Source organism: Gordonia sp. NPDC003585, from assembly GCF_040610755.1.
Taxonomy (GTDB): domain Bacteria; phylum Actinomycetota; class Actinomycetes; order Mycobacteriales; family Mycobacteriaceae; genus Gordonia.
The window spans coordinates 14,578-30,463 of record NZ_JBEXMX010000004.1 but is presented as its reverse complement, the minus strand read 5'-3'; the positions used below and the strand labels follow the sequence as shown (position 1 = coordinate 30,463).

Genomic DNA, 15,886 nt, shown 5'->3' with positions numbered 1-15,886 from the left:
TCGCTCACCGGCTCAGTCGTCGCCAGATCGGGCGTGGAATCATCCGGAGAGCGACGGAGAGCGGATGCAGCGCCCACGGAATCCAGACCTCGCGTCGGCCCTTGCGGTAGGCGCGTGCCACGTCGTCGGCGACCCGATCGGCATCGATCGACAGCGGCGCGGGCTTCACACCCGATTCCATCAGGTCGCGGGTCATCTGACCGATGACGAACCCCGGCCGGACCAGGAGGAGGCGAACTCCGCTGCCGTGCAGGGCATCCGAGAGTCCACTGGCGAAACCGTCGAGGCCCGCCTTGGTGGACCCGTACACATAGTTGGCCCGCCGGACGCGCACTCCGGCGATCGACGAGAACACGATGATGGTGCCGCTGCCCTGGGTGCGCAAAGCTGTGGCCAGCGGCGTGAGCACGCTGATCTGGGCGAGATAGTCGGTGTGCGCGATCGCAAGCGCATGCTCGACCTCGGTTTCGGCACGGGTCTGGTCGCCCAGAATGCCGAATGCGACGATCGCCGCCTCGACGGGGCCGAAGTCGGTGACGATGCGTTCGATCAGTCCGGGATGCGAGTCGGTGTCGTCGGCGTCGAATCCGACCGTGTGCACCCTTCTCGCCCCGGCGTCGGTCAGCGCCTGCACCTGGTCGGCGAGGTCGTCGGGCCTGCGAGCTGCCAGAACGACGACACGGCCGGGTGCCAGACGTTGTGCGAGTTTGACACCGATCTCGCTGCGACCGCCGAGTAGGACGATGGTGCGGGCCGAATCAGGCATGTGCAGCAGTATCCCATCCGCCCGTTCGGTGGCTGACTCGGCGGGTGTGCGGTTGATCTGCGGGAACCGATACCGTTGCCGCATGACCGAACCCACCACGAAGCCCCGACTCGGACCCACCGCGTTGGAGTTCCTTTCCGAACGGCACCTGGCGACGATGAGCACCGTTCGCAGCGACGGCACCCCGCACGTGGTCGCGGTCGGATTCACCTATGACCCCGAGACGGGCATCGCGCGGGTCATCACCGTCGACGGCAGCCAGAAGGTACGCAACGTCGAACGAGCCGGCTACACGGCGTTGACCCATGTCGACGGCCCGCGCTGGATCACGCTGGAAGGCCCGGCCACGGTGCATAGGGAGCGGCCGCGCGTCGCCGAGGCGGAACGGCGCTACGCGGCACGCTACCGCGAGCCGAAGCCGAATCCGCGGCGAGTTGTTGTCGAGGTGCAGGTACGGCGGGTACTGGGATCGAAGACCTTGCTGGACTGAGTCAGCATCCCACTGTCCGGAAAGCTGGACCTGGGAGACCGACGAGATGCACAGTGCATTTCGGTGGGTTCCCAGGTACAGATTCCCGCAGGCCAGACTTCAAATCGGGTCAGAGAACCGTCAGCCCGTGTGGTCGGGTGTTGAGCGCCTCGCAGCCGTCGTCGGTCACCACCACGATGTCTTCGATCCGCGCACCCCACTGCCCGGAGAAGTAGACGCCCGGCTCGACGCTGAAGGCCATTCCGGACCGGAGCTCGATGTCGTTTCCCGCGACGATGTAGGGCTCCTCGTGGACGGAAAGGCCGATGCCGTGCCCGGTGCGATGGATGAACTTCTCTGCCAGTCCCGCGCCACGGAGCACGTCGCGCGCGGCGGCGTCGACGGACTCGGCGGTGACCCCGGGACGAACCGCTGCGACTGCCTGCTGCTGAGCACTTTGCAGCGCTGCGTAGGCGTCGGCGATCTCGCCGGATGGTTCGGCAAAGCTGTAGGTCCGCGTGGAGTCGGAGTTGTACCCGGGCTCGACGGGACCGCCGATGTCGATGACGACCACATCGTCGGCCGTGATGGTGCGGTCGGAGTACTCGTGGTGGGGGTCGGCGCCGTTGGGTCCCGAGCCGACGATCACGAACTCGGCACCCGTGTGGCCTTCGGACACGATGGCGTCGGCGATGTCGGCGGCCACCTCCCGTTCCGTTCGGCCGACCCGCAACCATTCACCCATCCGGGCGTGCACCCGGTCGATCGCTGCGCCGGCCTCGCGCAACGCATCGATCTCGCTGGTGTCCTTGATCATTCGCAGCTCACGCAGCACCGCGGTGGCCAGTGCGGGGGTCGCGGACGAACGCTGCGCGATCGGCACGACGTGCAACGCGGGCATCGCGTCGGAGACAGCCAGGCGGGGTCGCGCGCCGAGACCGTCGAGCGCGAGCGCGTAGGCGTCCTGACCGTCCACCCAGTCGCATACCTCGATACCGAGATCCCCCACCGCGGAGGCCTTCAGCGACGGCACCTCGAGGCGCGCCACCACGATTCGCGGTGTGCCGCTTGCAGGTATCACCAGGGCCGTCAAACGCTCGAATGTGTTGGCCCGAGAGCCGGTCAGGTATCGCAGATCGGGTCCGGGGCTGACGACGAGCGCGTCGAACCCCGCGTCGGCGGTGAGCTGTGCGGCCCGTGACACGCGGCTGGCATAGACATCGGAGGTGAAGCGCGAATCCCCGGTCGTGGTCATGTCGCAGAGCCTACGCGGTACGTGCGTGACGGATGGTGCCCGTCGATGCGAGAGTGTGGGGGTGACCGATTCGCTGATGCTGCTCGACGGTGCGAGCCTGTGGTTCCGTTCCTTCTACGCCCTGCCGGAAAAGCTGACGGCACCTGATGGCCGCCCGGTCAACGCGGTACGCGGGTTTGTGGACACCATCGCCAACCTGGTGACCCGCGAGCGACCCACCCGGCTGGTCGTGTGTCTGGACCTGGACTGGCGACCCGCCTTCCGGACCGACCTCATTCCGTCGTACAAGGCGCATCGCGTCGCGACCACCGACACCGCCGGCGGCGATCCGGTGGATGTGGAGGAAGTGCCCGACACGCTCACTCCGCAGGTCGACATGATCATGCGCGTGCTGACGTGCGCGGGCATCGCAAGTTCCGGTGCCCTGGGCTGCGAGGCCGACGACGTGATCGGCACGCTCGCCTACGAGGAGGCGCGCGACCCGGTCGTGGTGGTCAGCGGCGACCGCGACCTCCTGCAGGTGGTCGCCGACGATCCCGTCGCGGTCCGCGTCCTCTACGTCGGCCGCGGACTCGCGAAGGCCGAGATGATGGGGCCGGTCGAGGTCGGCGAACGTTACGACCTGCCCACCGACCGCGCGGGTATGGCCTACGCCGAGATGTCTATGCTGCGCGGGGACCCGTCCGACGGTCTCCCTGGTGTCAGTGGCGTCGGCGAGAAGACCGCGGCCAAACTGATCTCCGAATACGGCAGCCTTGACGCGCTCGAAGCGGCCGCTGCCGATCCGGCGTCGAGCATCCCCACACGGGCGCGCAAGGCGATCCTCGCGTCGGCCGACTACCTGTCGGCAGCGCGGACGGTGGTGCTGGTCCGGACCGACGCCGACACCATCGACAGCTGGGCCCCCGACGATGGTTCGAACACCGACGACGCGTCGAACGCTTCCGATGCACTGCCGAGTGAACCCGCCGATCCCGAAGGCCTGGCCGAGCTCATCGTCGAACTCGGGATCGGCGCGTCGGTGAGTCGGCTCGCCAAGGCTCTCGACTGGGACTTCTCCGCGCCCTGATCCAGAGACCTTCTAGGTCTTGGGCCCGGGCCGCGACACCTCGTACTTGCCCTCGTCGTCAAGGACGGTGACGGTGACCTGCTGGTTCTCCTGATCGCCGACGGTCAAGGTGCAGGTGAACGAGGCGCCCTGCTCGATCTTCTGACCCGACGGGCACGACACGTCCTTGACCTCGGTGGCCTGGTAATCCTCGGTCAGCACCTTTTCGACGCCACTTTCCACGGCGGCCTGGTCGAGGGTCTTCGGTGCCCACCCGGGCAGCCAGAATGCGGTCACCACGATCACGATCGCCGCGAGAAACAGCACGGCGCCGCCGATGATCATGGCGAGACGCAGGCCCTTACCCGACGAACCCTGCTTGGCCATCGATGCGAACTGGTCGCCGCCGAACTGTCCGGGGGGCTGCTGGCCCGGCTGGCCGTATGGCTGCTGCCCGTAAGTCGGCTGTCCGAATGACGCCGCGCCATAGCCTGGGGCGCCCTGCGGCTGTCCGGTGCCTTGTGGGCCGGACGGCTGACCGTAGCCTCCGCCCACGTGCTGGGTCGCGTTCGGATCGGTGCCCGGTTGAGCACCGGGGTACTGACCCGAGCCGTACTGTCCCGGCGGAATCTGCTGAGTCGATCCACTCGGTCCCCCACCTTGCGGCGGGGCACCGAAGGTTCCGGGTGCCTGGCCCTGGTGGTACTGACCCGGCATCTGTGTGGGCGCGTACTGTCCCGGAATCTGGCCGCCCGGACCTGCTTGCGGTGGCGGAGGCGCCTGCGGTGCTCCATAACCCGGTTGCTGCGGGTATCCAGGCGGCGGTGTCTGCGATGTCGTGGTCGGCGGGGCCACCGAACCGGGTGCGGGACTCACCGTCGTCGGGTCAGCCGGCGGGCCCTGGGGCGCCGCGGGTTTCGCTCCCCCGACGTTCACGACCTCCGTCTTGCCATCAGTGTTCCCGCCATCAGCGTTGTCCGGACCCGGTTGCCCGCTGCCCGGAACATTCGACCCTCCGGCTGGTGGGTTGTTCGGCTCGCTCATGAGTCTCTCCCCGCTGGCCGCGTCCTCCGACGCCCGTAGTTGCGCGTCGTCCGACGCCTGTGTTTTGACAGTGCACTTCATCCGTGCCACGGATCGCCAAGAACGTTACCCCAGCGCGACACCGCAATCAGCCAAGGACGTCATGTCGGAGGGCAACGTCGTTCAACCGAGTTCGACCGCCACGACCCCGCGCCGGATAGAAGTGACTGCCGAGCGCGCGGTCGATGCAAGTGGGGTGTCGGGTCCGGCGCCGAGCCGTATCTGCTCCAACAGATCGACGACCTGGCGATTCCATCGGACGAAGTCACCGGGCGACAGCAACTGCCCGCGTTCACCCGCGGCCGCCAGCGCCTCGGTGAGCGATCGGCCCATCGCCCACATCGACACGGCCACACTGAAACCCGTGTCGGGTTCGCGGGTGGGTGCGACCTGATGCCGTCGTTCGACATCGGTGACCTGCGACCACACCTCGGCGGTCGCGGCCATCGCGTCGCGCACCCCCGCAGTGCCGGGCATCGAGTCGATGCCGCGGTAACTGTCGCGCCGACTCTCGTACACCAGCGATGCGACGACTGCGGCCAGCTCGTGCGGTGCCAGCCCCTCCCACACACCGGCCCGCATACATTCGGCGACCACCAGATCGCTCTCGCTGTAGATGCGTCCGAGCAGACGTCCGGCGTCGGTGACCCGCACCGTGTCCGGCCCCTTCGCGCCGGCATCGCGATGATCGTCGAGATAGCCGAGCTCGCGCAGCACCGCGACGATGCGATCGAAGGTCACACCGAGCGTCGACGTACGTTCACCAATGGCGCGCTCGGCGTTGACGATGTCGCGGACGAGTCGGTTGCGGCGTTCCGCGAGCCGGAAGAGCTCGTCACCGGGCGGCAGTTGATGGGCAGGATGCGATCTCAGGTCGCGGCGCATCTGTGCCAGCTCGGTGTCGTCGGCCGCTTCCGCGCGACGTTTCTGGCGTCCGCGGGGCGCCTCGATCCCCGTCGACCGAAGAGCCGACGCGAGGTCGCGGCGTCCGCGTCCCGTACGCCGATCGGCGTTCTTCGGCAGCCGCATGTTGCCGAGCACGTCCGGCGGATTCACGAAGTCGCGGATCCCCACCCGGCCGCACCAGGCATCCTCGCTCAGTACCAGTGGTTTGGGGTCCTGCGCTTGCGACGCGGGTTCGATCACCACGGCGAGACCGCGATGGCGACCGTTGGGCACGCCGATCACATGCCCGCGTTTGAGCGCCGCGAGGTCGGCGGCGATCGCGTCGTGGGTGGTGTTGCGCCGCCGGAACTTGAGGTCGCGTTCCCGTTGCCGGATGTCTTCGCGCAACGTCACATACCCGAGGAATCCCTGATACGGGTCGGCGGCACCCTCATCGTCGGCTTCGACCCCGTCCGCTTCGACTGTTCCCGGGTCGATACCGCGCTTGGCCGCCGCCCCGGCCAACTCGACGTCGAGCTTGCGCAGCGCCCGATAGGCGTCGTCGACCTTGCGTGCCTGCCCGACCACCGAACGGTCTGCCTGGAACTGAGCGAACGAGCGGTTCAGCAGTTCCCGCGACCCCGCCATCCCCAGGCGCCCGATCAGGTTGACCGCCATGTTGTATTCGGGCGCAAACGAACTGCGCAGTGGGAAGGTTCGGGCGCCCGCGAGGCCGGCCACCTCCTCGGGGGCGACTTCGGGCGTCCAGACCACCACGGCATGCCCTTCGACGTCGATGCCGCGCCGGCCGGCCCGTCCGGTGAGCTGCGTGAACTCCCCCGGGGTGAGATCGACGTGCGACTCGCCGTTGTACTTGACCAGACGTTCCAGGACCACCGACCGGGCCGGCATGTTGATCCCGAGCGCCAGGGTCTCGGTGGCGAACACCATCCGCACCAGACCCCGCACGAACAACTCCTCGACGGCGTGCCGGAATGTCGGCAGCAAGCCGGCGTGGTGGGCGGCAAACCCGCGTCGCAATCCCGCACGCCATTCGTCGACGCCGAGTACATCGGCATCCGCCGGCGACAGCTCGGTCAGGTGAGCGTCGACCACCGCGTCGACCTGCATCGACTCCTCCGGGGTGAGCAGTGTCAGGCCAGACCGGAGGCATTGCGCCAGTGCTGCATCGCAGCCGACGCGCGAGAAGATGAACCCGATGGCGGGCAGCAGCCCTTCCCGGTCGAGGCGGGCGACGAGATTCGGCCGCGACAGCGCTCGATCGCCGCGACGCTGACGGGTCCGGCCGGAACGACCACCACGACCACGCCGGTCGTGGCCACGGCTGTCGTCGTCGGCAAGCAGGATGCGGTGGCGGATGTACCGTTTGAGCTCCGGATTCACCTGATGCCGACCGGCCCGGGTCGATCCGCCGGGAGATCCGCTGTGTGAACCGTCCGGCGCGAACAGATCGAACAGTCGCGAACCGACGAGCATGTGTTGGGACAGCGGTACGGGCCGGTGCTCGTCGACGATCACCGAGGTGTCGCCGCGTACGGTCTGGATCCAGTCGCCGAACTCCTCGGCGTTGCTGACGGTCGCCGACAGGCTGACCACCCGCACGGACGGCTCGAGGTGCAGGATGACCTCCTCCCACACCGCACCGCGGAACCGATCGGCAAGGAAGTGCACCTCGTCCATCACCACATGCGACAGCCCTTGCAGCGCACGAGAATTCGCATAGATCATGTTGCGGACCACCTCGGTGGTCATCACCACGACGGGGGCGTCGGGGTTGATCGAGCTGTCGCCGGTAAGCAGGCCCACCCGGTCGTGTCCGTGCACCGCCGCCAGATCCGCGTACTTCTGATTGCTGAGGGCCTTGATCGGGGTGGTGTAGAAACACTTGGTCCCGCCCGCCAACGCGAGGTGGACGGCGAACTCTCCCACGATCGTCTTGCCCGCCCCGGTCGGCGCGCAGACCAAGACCCCGTGTCCGGCCTCGAGCGCCTCGCAGGCACGGGTTTGGAATTCGTCGAGGCGAAAGTCGAGTCGCGACGTGAAGTCGTCGAGTTCGGTCACAGGACGTCGTCGAAGGTCTCGGTCGCACGGGTCGACGACCTGCCGGCGACGGGCCCGGCCTCCACACGCGTCGGCCGATCGATCGCCGACCCCGCCGGCGTGTCCTGGGAATCGGGCAGTGCGCTGGCCTCGTCGTCCGACGCCGAGAGCCACTCGGGTCGCTTCTTCGCGCGCCGCTTGTCGGTGATGCGGGCGAATTGGATGGAGAACTCCAGGAGCACGGTGAGAGCGAGGGCCAGTGCGCACATGCTGAACGGGTCGGAACCGGGTGTGGCGAAGGCTGCGAAGACGAACAGGGTGAAGATCAGGCCGCGTCGCCAGGCCTTCAGACGTTGGTAGCTCAGGACGCCGATGAGATTGAGCGCGACGATGAGGAGTGGGAGTTCGAAGCTGACTCCGAAGATCAGCAGCAGGTGCAGCATGAAACTGAAGTACTGGTCACCGGCCAGCGCGGTGACCTGCACATCGTTGCCGACGGTGAGGAGGAACTCGAACGCCTTGGAGACCACCAGGTAGGCGAGGACGGCACCGGTGACGAACAAGACGGCACCAACGGACACGAAGCCGACGGCGTAGCGCCGCTCGTTGGAGTGCAGGCCGGGGGTGATGAACTGCCACAACTGATACAGCCACACCGGGCACGCCAGAACGATTCCGGCCGTCAATGCGACCTTCAGGCGAAGCATGAACTGGTCGAACGGACCGGTGGCCAGCAACCGACACGAATCGTCCGGTGTCAGGGACGCGCGCGAGGAGGCCGGCAGATCGCAATACGGCTCACGAAGAAGATCACCGAGCGACGGCACGAAGAGGAAGCCGTGCGAATACCAGATGAAGCCGATGATCGTGGTGAACACGATCGCGATCGAGGAGATGACCACTCGCGTGCGCAGCTCATACAGATGCTCGACCAACGACATGGTGCCGTCGGGATTGAGCTTGCGTTTGCGGTATCTGGGGTCGAAGGGAATGCGCACTCAGGACCCTGGGATGGACACGGCGGCGTGGCGTGCGCCCAGCCCTATGCCGACTTCTTCACGTCGTCGGTGGTGGTCTTGCCCGCCGCGTCGTCGGTCGCCGCGGGCAGTTCGCGCTGCGCCTCCTTGGTGGATGCGGTCTCCGACGGCTCGTCCTTCTGCATCTCCTTCATCTCGCTCTTGAAGATGCGCAGGGAGCGGCCGAGGCCACGTGCCGCGTCCGGGAGTCGCTTGGATCCGAAGAGGACAAGGATGACCACCAGCAACACGATGAGATGCCAGGGCTGAACTGCGTTGAACATGGTTGTGAACCTCCCGATCCAGGTCTGTTCGCCATGCTACCCGAGGTGGCGTGTCCGCCGACCCGGTCGGGTGAGGACCGACAGATGCGGCAGTCCTCACATCACCGGTAACGCGCCCGAGCAGCGCCCGCCGCGGTCCGGATCCTGGCCGCCGTCGGCTCGTCGTCGAGAAGCCGCACCGCACCGCCGAACCCCAGGAGGAATCGGCTGAGCCACTCCGGTGACCCGTAGACCAGCCGACCGCGCACCGGCAGGGCCGGGTCCGGGCGATTGGCGATGTCCTCGTCGGGTTCGATGAGGTAGTAGTCGAAGACCCAGAGGTGGTCGGCGTCGATCTCGATGTGCGCCTGCGGGAGGTCGGGGTCGTCCTGCAGGACGGGCGAGGAACTCTGGCCCGCCGCCTGCGGTGGCGGCGCGCTCTTCTCTTCCAGTTCCGTCGCGGCGTCGACCCGGTCGAATCGGAACAATCGCACCCCCTCGGACAACCGGCACCAGGCCTCGAGGTAGGTGTGCTGGTCCATGACCTGCAGGCGAATGGGGTCGACCACTCGGTCGGCAACACTGTCCCGGGTGGCCGAGTAGTAGCGCAGCCGCAGCGCGCGGCCATGTTTGACCGCGTCCCGAATGGCTGCGTAGGTGGGGTTCTCCTCGGAATCGGTGTCGACCTCGGCACCCGCCGCAACGGCCGGCCCTGCGGCACCCACGGCCTGTTCGATCTTGGCGATCGCCCGGCGCGCGGCATCCCGGTCGACGACGCCGGGGGTGTCGACGAGTGCCCGCAACGCCACCAGCAGGGTGCTCGACTCCGTCGTGGTCAGACGCAGCGGACGATCCATGCCCGCGGTGAATCCGACGTGGACATGGCCCTCGCTGAATTCGAGTTCGATCAGGTCGTCCGGGTAGTAACCAGGCAAGCCGCACACGAACAGCAGCTCGAGATCCTTGGTGAGCTGTTTGGGGGTGACGCCGAGATCGGCGGCGGCCTGCTCGATCGCGATGCCCCGATGCGCCTGGAAGTACGGCACCATCGCGAGCAGGCGGGACAGCCGAGAGGGTTGAGCCGACATCACGCACTCACCCCCGACAGCCGATCGAGCCCGGCGACCACCTGGTCCCGCAGTTCCGGCGGTTCGAGGACCACAGCACCGCTGCCGACCCCCAAGACCATCCGCGTCAGCGTCGACAACGACCGGATGTCGACGGTCAGCACATCCCCGGGTTCGCCGTCGTAGTCCCCCGGTTCGCTGCCCACCGCGAGCCTCCGCAGGCCCGCTGCACGGTCGGTGGCCACCCAGATCCGCGCGGTGCGGCCGTCGGTTCCGGCGGCGGCGTCGACCGCCGCGCTGACGATCTGCTGCAGATCGGTTCCCGCGGGGACCTTGACCGCGCCGGACGGCCCAACGGAACGCAGATCCGAAATCCGCGACAGTCGAAAGGTTCGGGTGGCGGCCCGGTCCCGATCGTGCCCGACGACATACCAGCGGCCGCGGTGCGTGACGACACCCCAGGGCTCCACTGTGCGCGTGGCGGGCGCAGACGCCGAGCCCGAGCGGTGTGTGAACTCGACCGCCTGCCCGGCGTCGACCGCGGCCAGGAGTGCACCGATCACGACTTCCGAACCCATCGATCGGGCGGCGCCGCCACTGCTGATGCCCAGCTCGTCCTCGGTGCGTACCGGAATGCCGGCCGCCCGCAGTTTGAGTACCGCGGTCTGCGACAGCGTCGAGACCTCGGGGGTGTCCCACAGCGCGGCAGCCATCGCGATGGTGGCCGCCTCCTGGGCGTCCAAGCTCACCTCCGGCAGCTCGTAGCTGTCCCGGTTGATGCGGTAACCCTCGGCGCTGCCCGACATCGGCGATCGCCCGGTGATCAGTGGGATACCCAGGTCGCGGAGCTCGGTCTTGTCACGCTCGAACATCCGGTTGAAGGCCTCGGGCGACTGACCTTCGTCGGAGTAACCGGCGACGTTGTGCCGGATGTACTCGGCGGTGACGAACTGGCGGGTGGCCAGCAGACAGATCACCAGGTTGAGGAGACGCTCGACTTTCGCAGTTGCCACCGGGTCAGGATAGAACTCACATGGAGGCGATCAGTCGATCGACGCGCTCGTCGACGCTGCGGAACGGGTCCTTGCACAGCACGGTGCGCTGCGCCTGGTCGTTGAGCTTGAGGTGTACCCAGTCGACGGTGAAGTCTCGTCCGGCCTTCTGTGCGGCCGAGATGAAATCGCCGCGCAGCTTGGCCCGCGTCGTCTGCGGCGGCTCGTTCACCGCGGTGGCGATGGCCTCGTCGGTCGTCGCCCGGGTGACCAGGCCCTTGCGCGACAAGACGTCGAACACGCCGCGGCCGCGTTTGATGTCGTGGAACGCGAGGTCGAGTTGCGCGATCTTGGGATCGGACAGCTCCATCGAGTACTTGTCCTGATACCGCTGGAAGAGTTTGCGTTTGATGACCCAGTCGACCTCGGTGTCGACCTTGGAGAAGTCGTCGCGCTCCACCGCGTCGAGCATGCGGCCCCACAGGTCGACCACCATGTCCATCTCGGGATCGGGGCGCCGGTTGGTCATGTGCTCGACGGCACGGGCGTGGTATTCACGCTGGATGTCGAGAGCGCTGGCCTGCCGACCGCCCGCCAACCGCACCGGCCGGCGTCCCGTGGGATCGTGGCTCACCTCTCGGATGGCCCGAATCGGGTTGTCCAGCGCGAAATCACGGAAGACGACGCCCGCCTCGATCATCTCGAGCACGAGCGCGGCCGACCCCACCTTCAGCAGGGTGGTCATCTCCGACATGTTGGAGTCACCGACGATGACGTGCAGGCGGCGGTACTTCTCGGCGTCGGCGTGCGGCTCGTCACGGGTGTTGATGATGGGCCGCGACCGGGTGGTCGCCGACGACACGCCCTCCCAGATGTGTTCGGCCCGCTGCGACAGGCAGAACGTGGCGGCCTTGGGCGTCTGCAGCACCTTGCCGGCCCCGCAGATCAGCTGGCGGGTGACCAGGAACGGGAGCAGCACATCCGAGATCCTGGAGAACTCGCCGGCGCGGACCACCAGATAGTTCTCGTGGCAGCCATAAGAGTTGCCGGCCGAGTCGGTGTTGTTCTTGAACAGGTAGATGTCCCCGCCGATCCCCTCGTCGGCGAGACGCTGTTCGGCGTCGACCAGCAGATCCTCGAGGACCAGTTCACCTGCCCGATCGTGGTTGATCAGCTGGATGAGGCTGTCGCACTCGGCGGTCGCGTACTCCGGGTGCGATCCGACGTCGAGGTAGAGCCGAGCGCCGTTCTGCAAGAACACATTCGACGACCGACCCCACGACACCACCCGACGGAAGAGATATCGGGCAACCTCGTCCGGGCTCAGTCTGCGATGACCGTGGAAAGTACACGTGACACCGAATTCGGTTTCGATGCCCATGATTCGACGCTGCACCTGCTCAACCCTACCCGTGCGTGCGGTCGCCGGGGCGGTGCGACGTCACGCCGACTCGTCCGGTGTCGGCGAATCCGCGGCGTCGGTAGACGTCTGGTCCTCGGTCGGTGCTTCCTCGGACTTGTCGCCGGGCAACAGCGCGTCGACCGCTGACGATGTCAGTCGTTTGAACGCACGACGCGGACGATTGCGATCAAGGATCGCCACCTCCAGGTCACCCGCAGCGAGGACACGCGGTTCCGCGGGAGCGCCGTTGCCCGAGTCGGCCGGCGTGGCCAGCGCGCCGACGGCCACCGCCACCGCACCGGCCAGGTCGAGGTCGGGCTGATAGCTCTCCTTGAGCGCGGCCGCGATCGGTTCGGTCGCACCGCCCATGACCAGAAATCGTGTCTCGTCGGTGATCGAACCGTCGTAGCTGATGCGATACAGCTGCGACGGTCGGGGTTTGCCCGGCTTGGCGACCTCCGCGACGCACAACTCGACCTCGAAAGGCTTTGGCTGCTCGGTGAACACACTGCCGAGGGCATTCGCGTAGGTGTTGGCCAGCGACAGCCCCGACACGTCGGCGCGGTCGTAGCTGTAGCCGCGCATGTCGGCGAGCTGGATACCGGCTTTGCGCAGGCTCTCGAACTCGTTGTACTTGCCCACCGCCGCAAACCCGATGCGGTCGTAGATCTCGCTGGTCTTGCGCAGCGTGTTGGACGGATTCTCGGCGACGAACAGCACGCCGTCGGCGTAGGTGAGGATCACCACGCTTCGTCCGCGAGCGATTCCCTTGCGCGCCAACTCCGAGCGGTCGCGCATGATCTGCTCGGCACTGGCGTAATACGGGAACGTCATCGGGCACCCCCTTCATGCTCGGCTGCACGCCGTTCGACGATCGCCCGGGCCGCCGACTCGATGGCCGCCGCGTCCACTTCGCGTGCACCCTGGGCATCGACGACCGTCGCCAGCGGGAAGATCTTGCGCACGATGTCGGGCCCACCGGTCGCCGAATCGTCGTCGGCAGCGTCGTAGAGCGCCTCGACCGCGATCGCCAGCGCCGACTCCTCGTCGAGGTCGTGTCGGTAGAGCTTCTTCAATGACGACTTCGCGAAGACCGAGCCCGAACCGATGGCCTGATAGCCACCGAACTCCTCGTGCCGATCGCCCGCGACATCGAAGGAGAAGATCCGGCCACGCTCGGACGGGTCGTCGTGGTCGATGTCGTAGCCGACCAGCAGCGGCACCGCCGCGAGTCCCTGCATCGCCGCACCCAGGTTGCCCCGCACCATCGTGGCGAGCCGAGAAACCTTGCCGTCCAGGGTGAGTGGAACGCCTTCGATCTTCTCGTAGTGCTCGAGTTCGACGGCGAACAGCCGCACCATCTCGATCGCGATGCCGGCTGTACCGGCGATACCGGCCGCCGAGTACTCGTCGGTGATGTAGACCTTCTTCACGTCGCGCGTGGCGATGAGATTGCCCATCGTGGCGCGGCGGTCACCGGCAAGAACAACGCCGCCCGGATAGGAGACGGCGACGATCGTGGTGCCGTGTGGGATGTCGTCGGTTGCGCCGGTGAATCCACCCATCGCTTCAGCCCTGGACTGCGGCAGCTGATCCGGCGCGTGGGCACGCAGGAACTCGGTGAACGACGAGATGTCGGCCCCCAGCGACAGACCTGAACGAAGTGAAGACGACCGTGAAACCGAACCGCGTGAAAACCAACCGGGGTTCTCGCTCACTGGCCGCCCTTCTGCACATATGCGCGCACGAAGTCCTCGGCGTTCTCCTCGAGCACGTCGTCGATCTCGTCGAGCAGGTCGTCGGTGTCCTCGGCCAGCTTCTCGCGACGCTCTTGACCCGCACCACCCTCGGGACCCAGATCACCGTCGTCGTCGCCACCACCGCGCTTGGTCTGTTCCTGCGCCATCTGCCACTCCTCACTCCGGCCCCGGCTTCGCCGCGGCGTAAATCCACCCTACCGGTGGCCGCGGCGTAACGGCGCCCTTAACACGAGCGTTGGGTTCGTCTCGGTTACGTGGTCAGCTGATCGACGAGTTCGGATGCGGAATGGACCGAATCCAGGAGCGCTCCGACGTGGGCCTCGCTGCCCCGCAACGGTTCGAGAGTGGGTATCCGGACCAGCGAGTCGCCGCCGAGGTCGAAGATCACCGAATCCCAGCTCGCCGCGGCGACATCGGCACCGAACCGGCGCAGACATTCACCGCGGAAGTAGGCGCGGGTGTTGCGCGGGGGTTCGGTGATCGCGGCGAGCACCGCGTTCTCGTCCACCAGACGCTTCATCGAACCCCGCGCCACCAGCCGGTTGTACAGACCCTTGTCGAGCCGGACGTCGGAGTACTGCAGGTCGATCAGCTGGAGACGCGGTGCCGACCACGACAATCCCTCGCGCTGACGGAACCCCTCCAGGATCCGCAGCTTCGCCGGCCAGTCGAGGATGTCGGCGCATTCCATCGGATCGCGTTCGAGACGGTCGAGGACGTCGGCCCACGTCGCCAGGACGTGCGCGGCCCGTTCGTCGTCGGAATGCTCACGGTCGTGGAAGGCCTGGCAACGCTGCAGATACTCGCGTTGCAGTGCGAGCGCGGTGACCTCGCGGCCGTCGGTGAGCGCTACCGTCGTCGTGAGCGTCGGGTCGTGACTGATGGTGTGCACGGCTTGCACCGGGCGGGCGAGTTCGATGTCGGAGAAGTCGACACCCGCCTCGATCAGATCGAGGACGAGCGCGGTCGTGCCCACCTTCAGATAGGTGGCGGTCTCGGCGAGATTCGCGTCGCCGATGATCACGTGCAGGCGGCGGTATCGCTCCGGGTCGGCGTGCGGTTCGTCGCGCGTGTTGATGATGCCCCGCTTGAGGGTGGTCTCCAGACCGACCTCGACCTCGATGTAGTCCGCACGTTGCGACAGCTGATATCCGGCCTCGTCGCCGGACTGCCCGATGCCCACCCGCCCCGATCCGGTGATCACCTGCCGAGACGCGAAAAAGGTGGTCAATCCGGCGATGACGGCGGTGAACGGCGTCTCTCGCGCCATGAGGTAGTTCTCATGAGTGCCGTACGACGCGCCCTTGCCGTCGATGTTGTTCTTGTAGAGCTGGAGGCGGGGTGCCCCCGGCACGCTCGCGACGTGGCGTGCCGCAGCCTCCATCACGCGCTCGCCCGCCTTGTCCCAGATCACCGCGTCGAGCGGGTCGGTCACCTCGGGAGCCGAGTACTCGGGATGCGCGTGGTCGACGTACAGGCGCGCCCCGTTGGTGAGGATCATGTTGGCCGCGCCGATCTCGTCGGCGTCGATGATCGGGGCCGGTCCCGACCCTCGCCCGAGGTCGAAACCGCGCGCATCACGAAGCGGCGACTCCACCTCGTAGTCCCAGCGCGTCCGCTTCGCGCGGGGCACACCGGCGGCCGCCGCATAGGCAAGAACGGCCTGTGTTGACGTCATGATCGGATTCGCGGTCGGGTCGCCCGGCGCCGAAATTCCGTACTCGACCTCGGTCCCGATGATTCGCTGCATGCCAAGAGCCTAATTGTTCATCTCGGTGCGTCGAATCTTAACCCGTCGCTACGCTCGTCCCGGTCGCAG

General features: G+C 67.1%; 15 protein-coding genes. 2 read left to right on the top strand and 13 right to left on the bottom strand.

Annotation, left to right across the window (positions count from 1 at the left end; genetic code table 11):
• Positions 1–4: 4 nt before the first annotated feature.
• The gene (locus ABZW74_RS01700) at positions 5–766 is read right to left on the bottom strand and encodes an SDR family NAD(P)-dependent oxidoreductase (protein ID WP_355273286.1); all 762 of its coding nucleotides are present in this window, start codon (positions 764–766) and stop codon (positions 5–7) included.
• An 82-nt stretch (positions 767–848) separates the two neighbouring features.
• Between ABZW74_RS01700 and ABZW74_RS01695 the strand changes: the two genes are divergently transcribed.
• Complete coding sequence (locus ABZW74_RS01695) at positions 849–1,256, top strand: TIGR03618 family F420-dependent PPOX class oxidoreductase (protein WP_355273283.1); 408 nt, start codon at positions 849–851, stop codon at positions 1,254–1,256.
• Positions 1,257–1,365: 109 nt separating this feature from the next.
• Here the strand turns inward: ABZW74_RS01695 and ABZW74_RS01690 are convergent, their stop codons facing one another.
• On the bottom strand, positions 1,366–2,490 hold the full coding sequence (locus ABZW74_RS01690) for a Xaa-Pro peptidase family protein (RefSeq protein ID WP_355273280.1): 1,125 nt from the start codon (positions 2,488–2,490) through the stop codon (positions 1,366–1,368).
• 76 nt (positions 2,491–2,566) lie between these two features.
• Between ABZW74_RS01690 and ABZW74_RS01685 the strand changes: the two genes are divergently transcribed.
• Positions 2,567–3,559, top strand: coding sequence for a 5'-3' exonuclease (locus tag ABZW74_RS01685; protein WP_240857340.1), 993 nt, complete (start codon positions 2,567–2,569; stop codon positions 3,557–3,559).
• Between the two features lie 12 nt (positions 3,560–3,571).
• Here ABZW74_RS01685 and ABZW74_RS01680 read toward each other — a convergent pair whose 3' ends face one another.
• The 11 genes from ABZW74_RS01680 to dop all read right to left on the bottom strand — a co-directional run bounded on the left by ABZW74_RS01680 (position 3,572) and on the right by dop (position 15,817).
• Complete coding sequence (locus ABZW74_RS01680) at positions 3,572–4,582, bottom strand: DUF4333 domain-containing protein (RefSeq protein WP_240857282.1); 1,011 nt, start codon at positions 4,580–4,582, stop codon at positions 3,572–3,574.
• 162 nt (positions 4,583–4,744) lie between these two features.
• Positions 4,745–7,588, bottom strand: coding sequence for a DEAD/DEAH box helicase (locus ABZW74_RS01675; protein ID WP_240857283.1), 2,844 nt, complete (start codon positions 7,586–7,588; stop codon positions 4,745–4,747).
• On the bottom strand, positions 7,585–8,565 hold the full coding sequence (tatC, locus tag ABZW74_RS01670) for a twin-arginine translocase subunit TatC (RefSeq protein WP_240857284.1): 981 nt from the start codon (positions 8,563–8,565) through the stop codon (positions 7,585–7,587). The genes ABZW74_RS01675 and tatC overlap by 4 nt, the downstream gene beginning before the upstream one ends.
• A gap of 44 nt (positions 8,566–8,609) precedes the next feature.
• Positions 8,610–8,867 (bottom strand): Sec-independent protein translocase subunit TatA, encoded by a 258-nt coding sequence (gene tatA, locus ABZW74_RS01665; RefSeq protein ID WP_240857285.1) that lies wholly within the window; start codon positions 8,865–8,867, stop codon positions 8,610–8,612.
• A gap of 101 nt (positions 8,868–8,968) precedes the next feature.
• Positions 8,969–9,937, bottom strand: a complete 969-nt coding sequence (locus ABZW74_RS01660; protein WP_240857286.1) for a WYL domain-containing protein — start codon at positions 9,935–9,937, stop codon at positions 8,969–8,971.
• Positions 9,934–10,926 (bottom strand): WYL domain-containing protein, encoded by a 993-nt coding sequence (locus ABZW74_RS01655; protein WP_240857287.1) that lies wholly within the window; start codon positions 10,924–10,926, stop codon positions 9,934–9,936. The genes ABZW74_RS01660 and ABZW74_RS01655 overlap by 4 nt, the downstream gene beginning before the upstream one ends.
• 16 nt (positions 10,927–10,942) lie before the next feature.
• Positions 10,943–12,301, bottom strand: a complete 1,359-nt coding sequence (gene pafA / locus ABZW74_RS01650) for a Pup--protein ligase (protein WP_240857288.1) — start codon at positions 12,299–12,301, stop codon at positions 10,943–10,945.
• 45 nt (positions 12,302–12,346) lie between these two features.
• Positions 12,347–13,141: a proteasome subunit alpha gene (prcA, locus tag ABZW74_RS01645; RefSeq protein ID WP_355273273.1), complete on the bottom strand. Its 795-nt coding sequence runs from the start codon at positions 13,139–13,141 to the stop codon at positions 12,347–12,349.
• Entirely contained in the window at positions 13,138–13,959 is an 822-nt protein-coding gene (prcB, locus tag ABZW74_RS01640; protein WP_240857341.1) for a proteasome subunit beta, read from the bottom strand. Before prcB ends, prcA begins: the two co-directional genes overlap by 4 nt.
• Positions 13,960–14,021: 62 nt before the next feature.
• On the bottom strand, positions 14,022–14,213 hold the full coding sequence (locus tag ABZW74_RS01635; RefSeq protein WP_240857290.1) for a ubiquitin-like protein Pup: 192 nt from the start codon (positions 14,211–14,213) through the stop codon (positions 14,022–14,024).
• A gap of 104 nt (positions 14,214–14,317) precedes the next feature.
• The gene (gene dop, locus ABZW74_RS01630; protein WP_240857291.1) at positions 14,318–15,817 is read right to left on the bottom strand and encodes a depupylase/deamidase Dop; all 1,500 of its coding nucleotides are present in this window, start codon (positions 15,815–15,817) and stop codon (positions 14,318–14,320) included.
• Positions 15,818–15,886 lie beyond the last annotated feature (69 nt).

Coding starts and splice junctions, on each gene's coding strand:
- prcA (WP_355273273.1), bottom strand. CDS start 13,141: ATGACGTTCCCGTATTACGCCAGTGCCGAGCAGATCATGCGCGACCGC.
- tatA (WP_240857285.1), bottom strand. CDS start 8,867: ATGTTCAACGCAGTTCAGCCCTGGCATCTCATCGTGTTGCTGGTGGTC.
- ABZW74_RS01695 (WP_355273283.1), top strand. CDS start 849: ATGACCGAACCCACCACGAAGCCCCGACTCGGACCCACCGCGTTGGAG.
- ABZW74_RS01700 (WP_355273286.1), bottom strand. CDS start 766: ATGCCTGATTCGGCCCGCACCATCGTCCTACTCGGCGGTCGCAGCGAG.
- ABZW74_RS01685 (WP_240857340.1), top strand. CDS start 2,567: ATGCTGCTCGACGGTGCGAGCCTGTGGTTCCGTTCCTTCTACGCCCTG.
- dop (WP_240857291.1), bottom strand. CDS start 15,817: ATGCAGCGAATCATCGGGACCGAGGTCGAGTACGGAATTTCGGCGCCG.
- ABZW74_RS01690 (WP_355273280.1), bottom strand. CDS start 2,490: ATGACCACGACCGGGGATTCGCGCTTCACCTCCGATGTCTATGCCAGC.
- ABZW74_RS01635 (WP_240857290.1), bottom strand. CDS start 14,213: ATGGCGCAGGAACAGACCAAGCGCGGTGGTGGCGACGACGACGGTGAT.
- ABZW74_RS01680 (WP_240857282.1), bottom strand. CDS start 4,582: ATGAGCGAGCCGAACAACCCACCAGCCGGAGGGTCGAATGTTCCGGGC.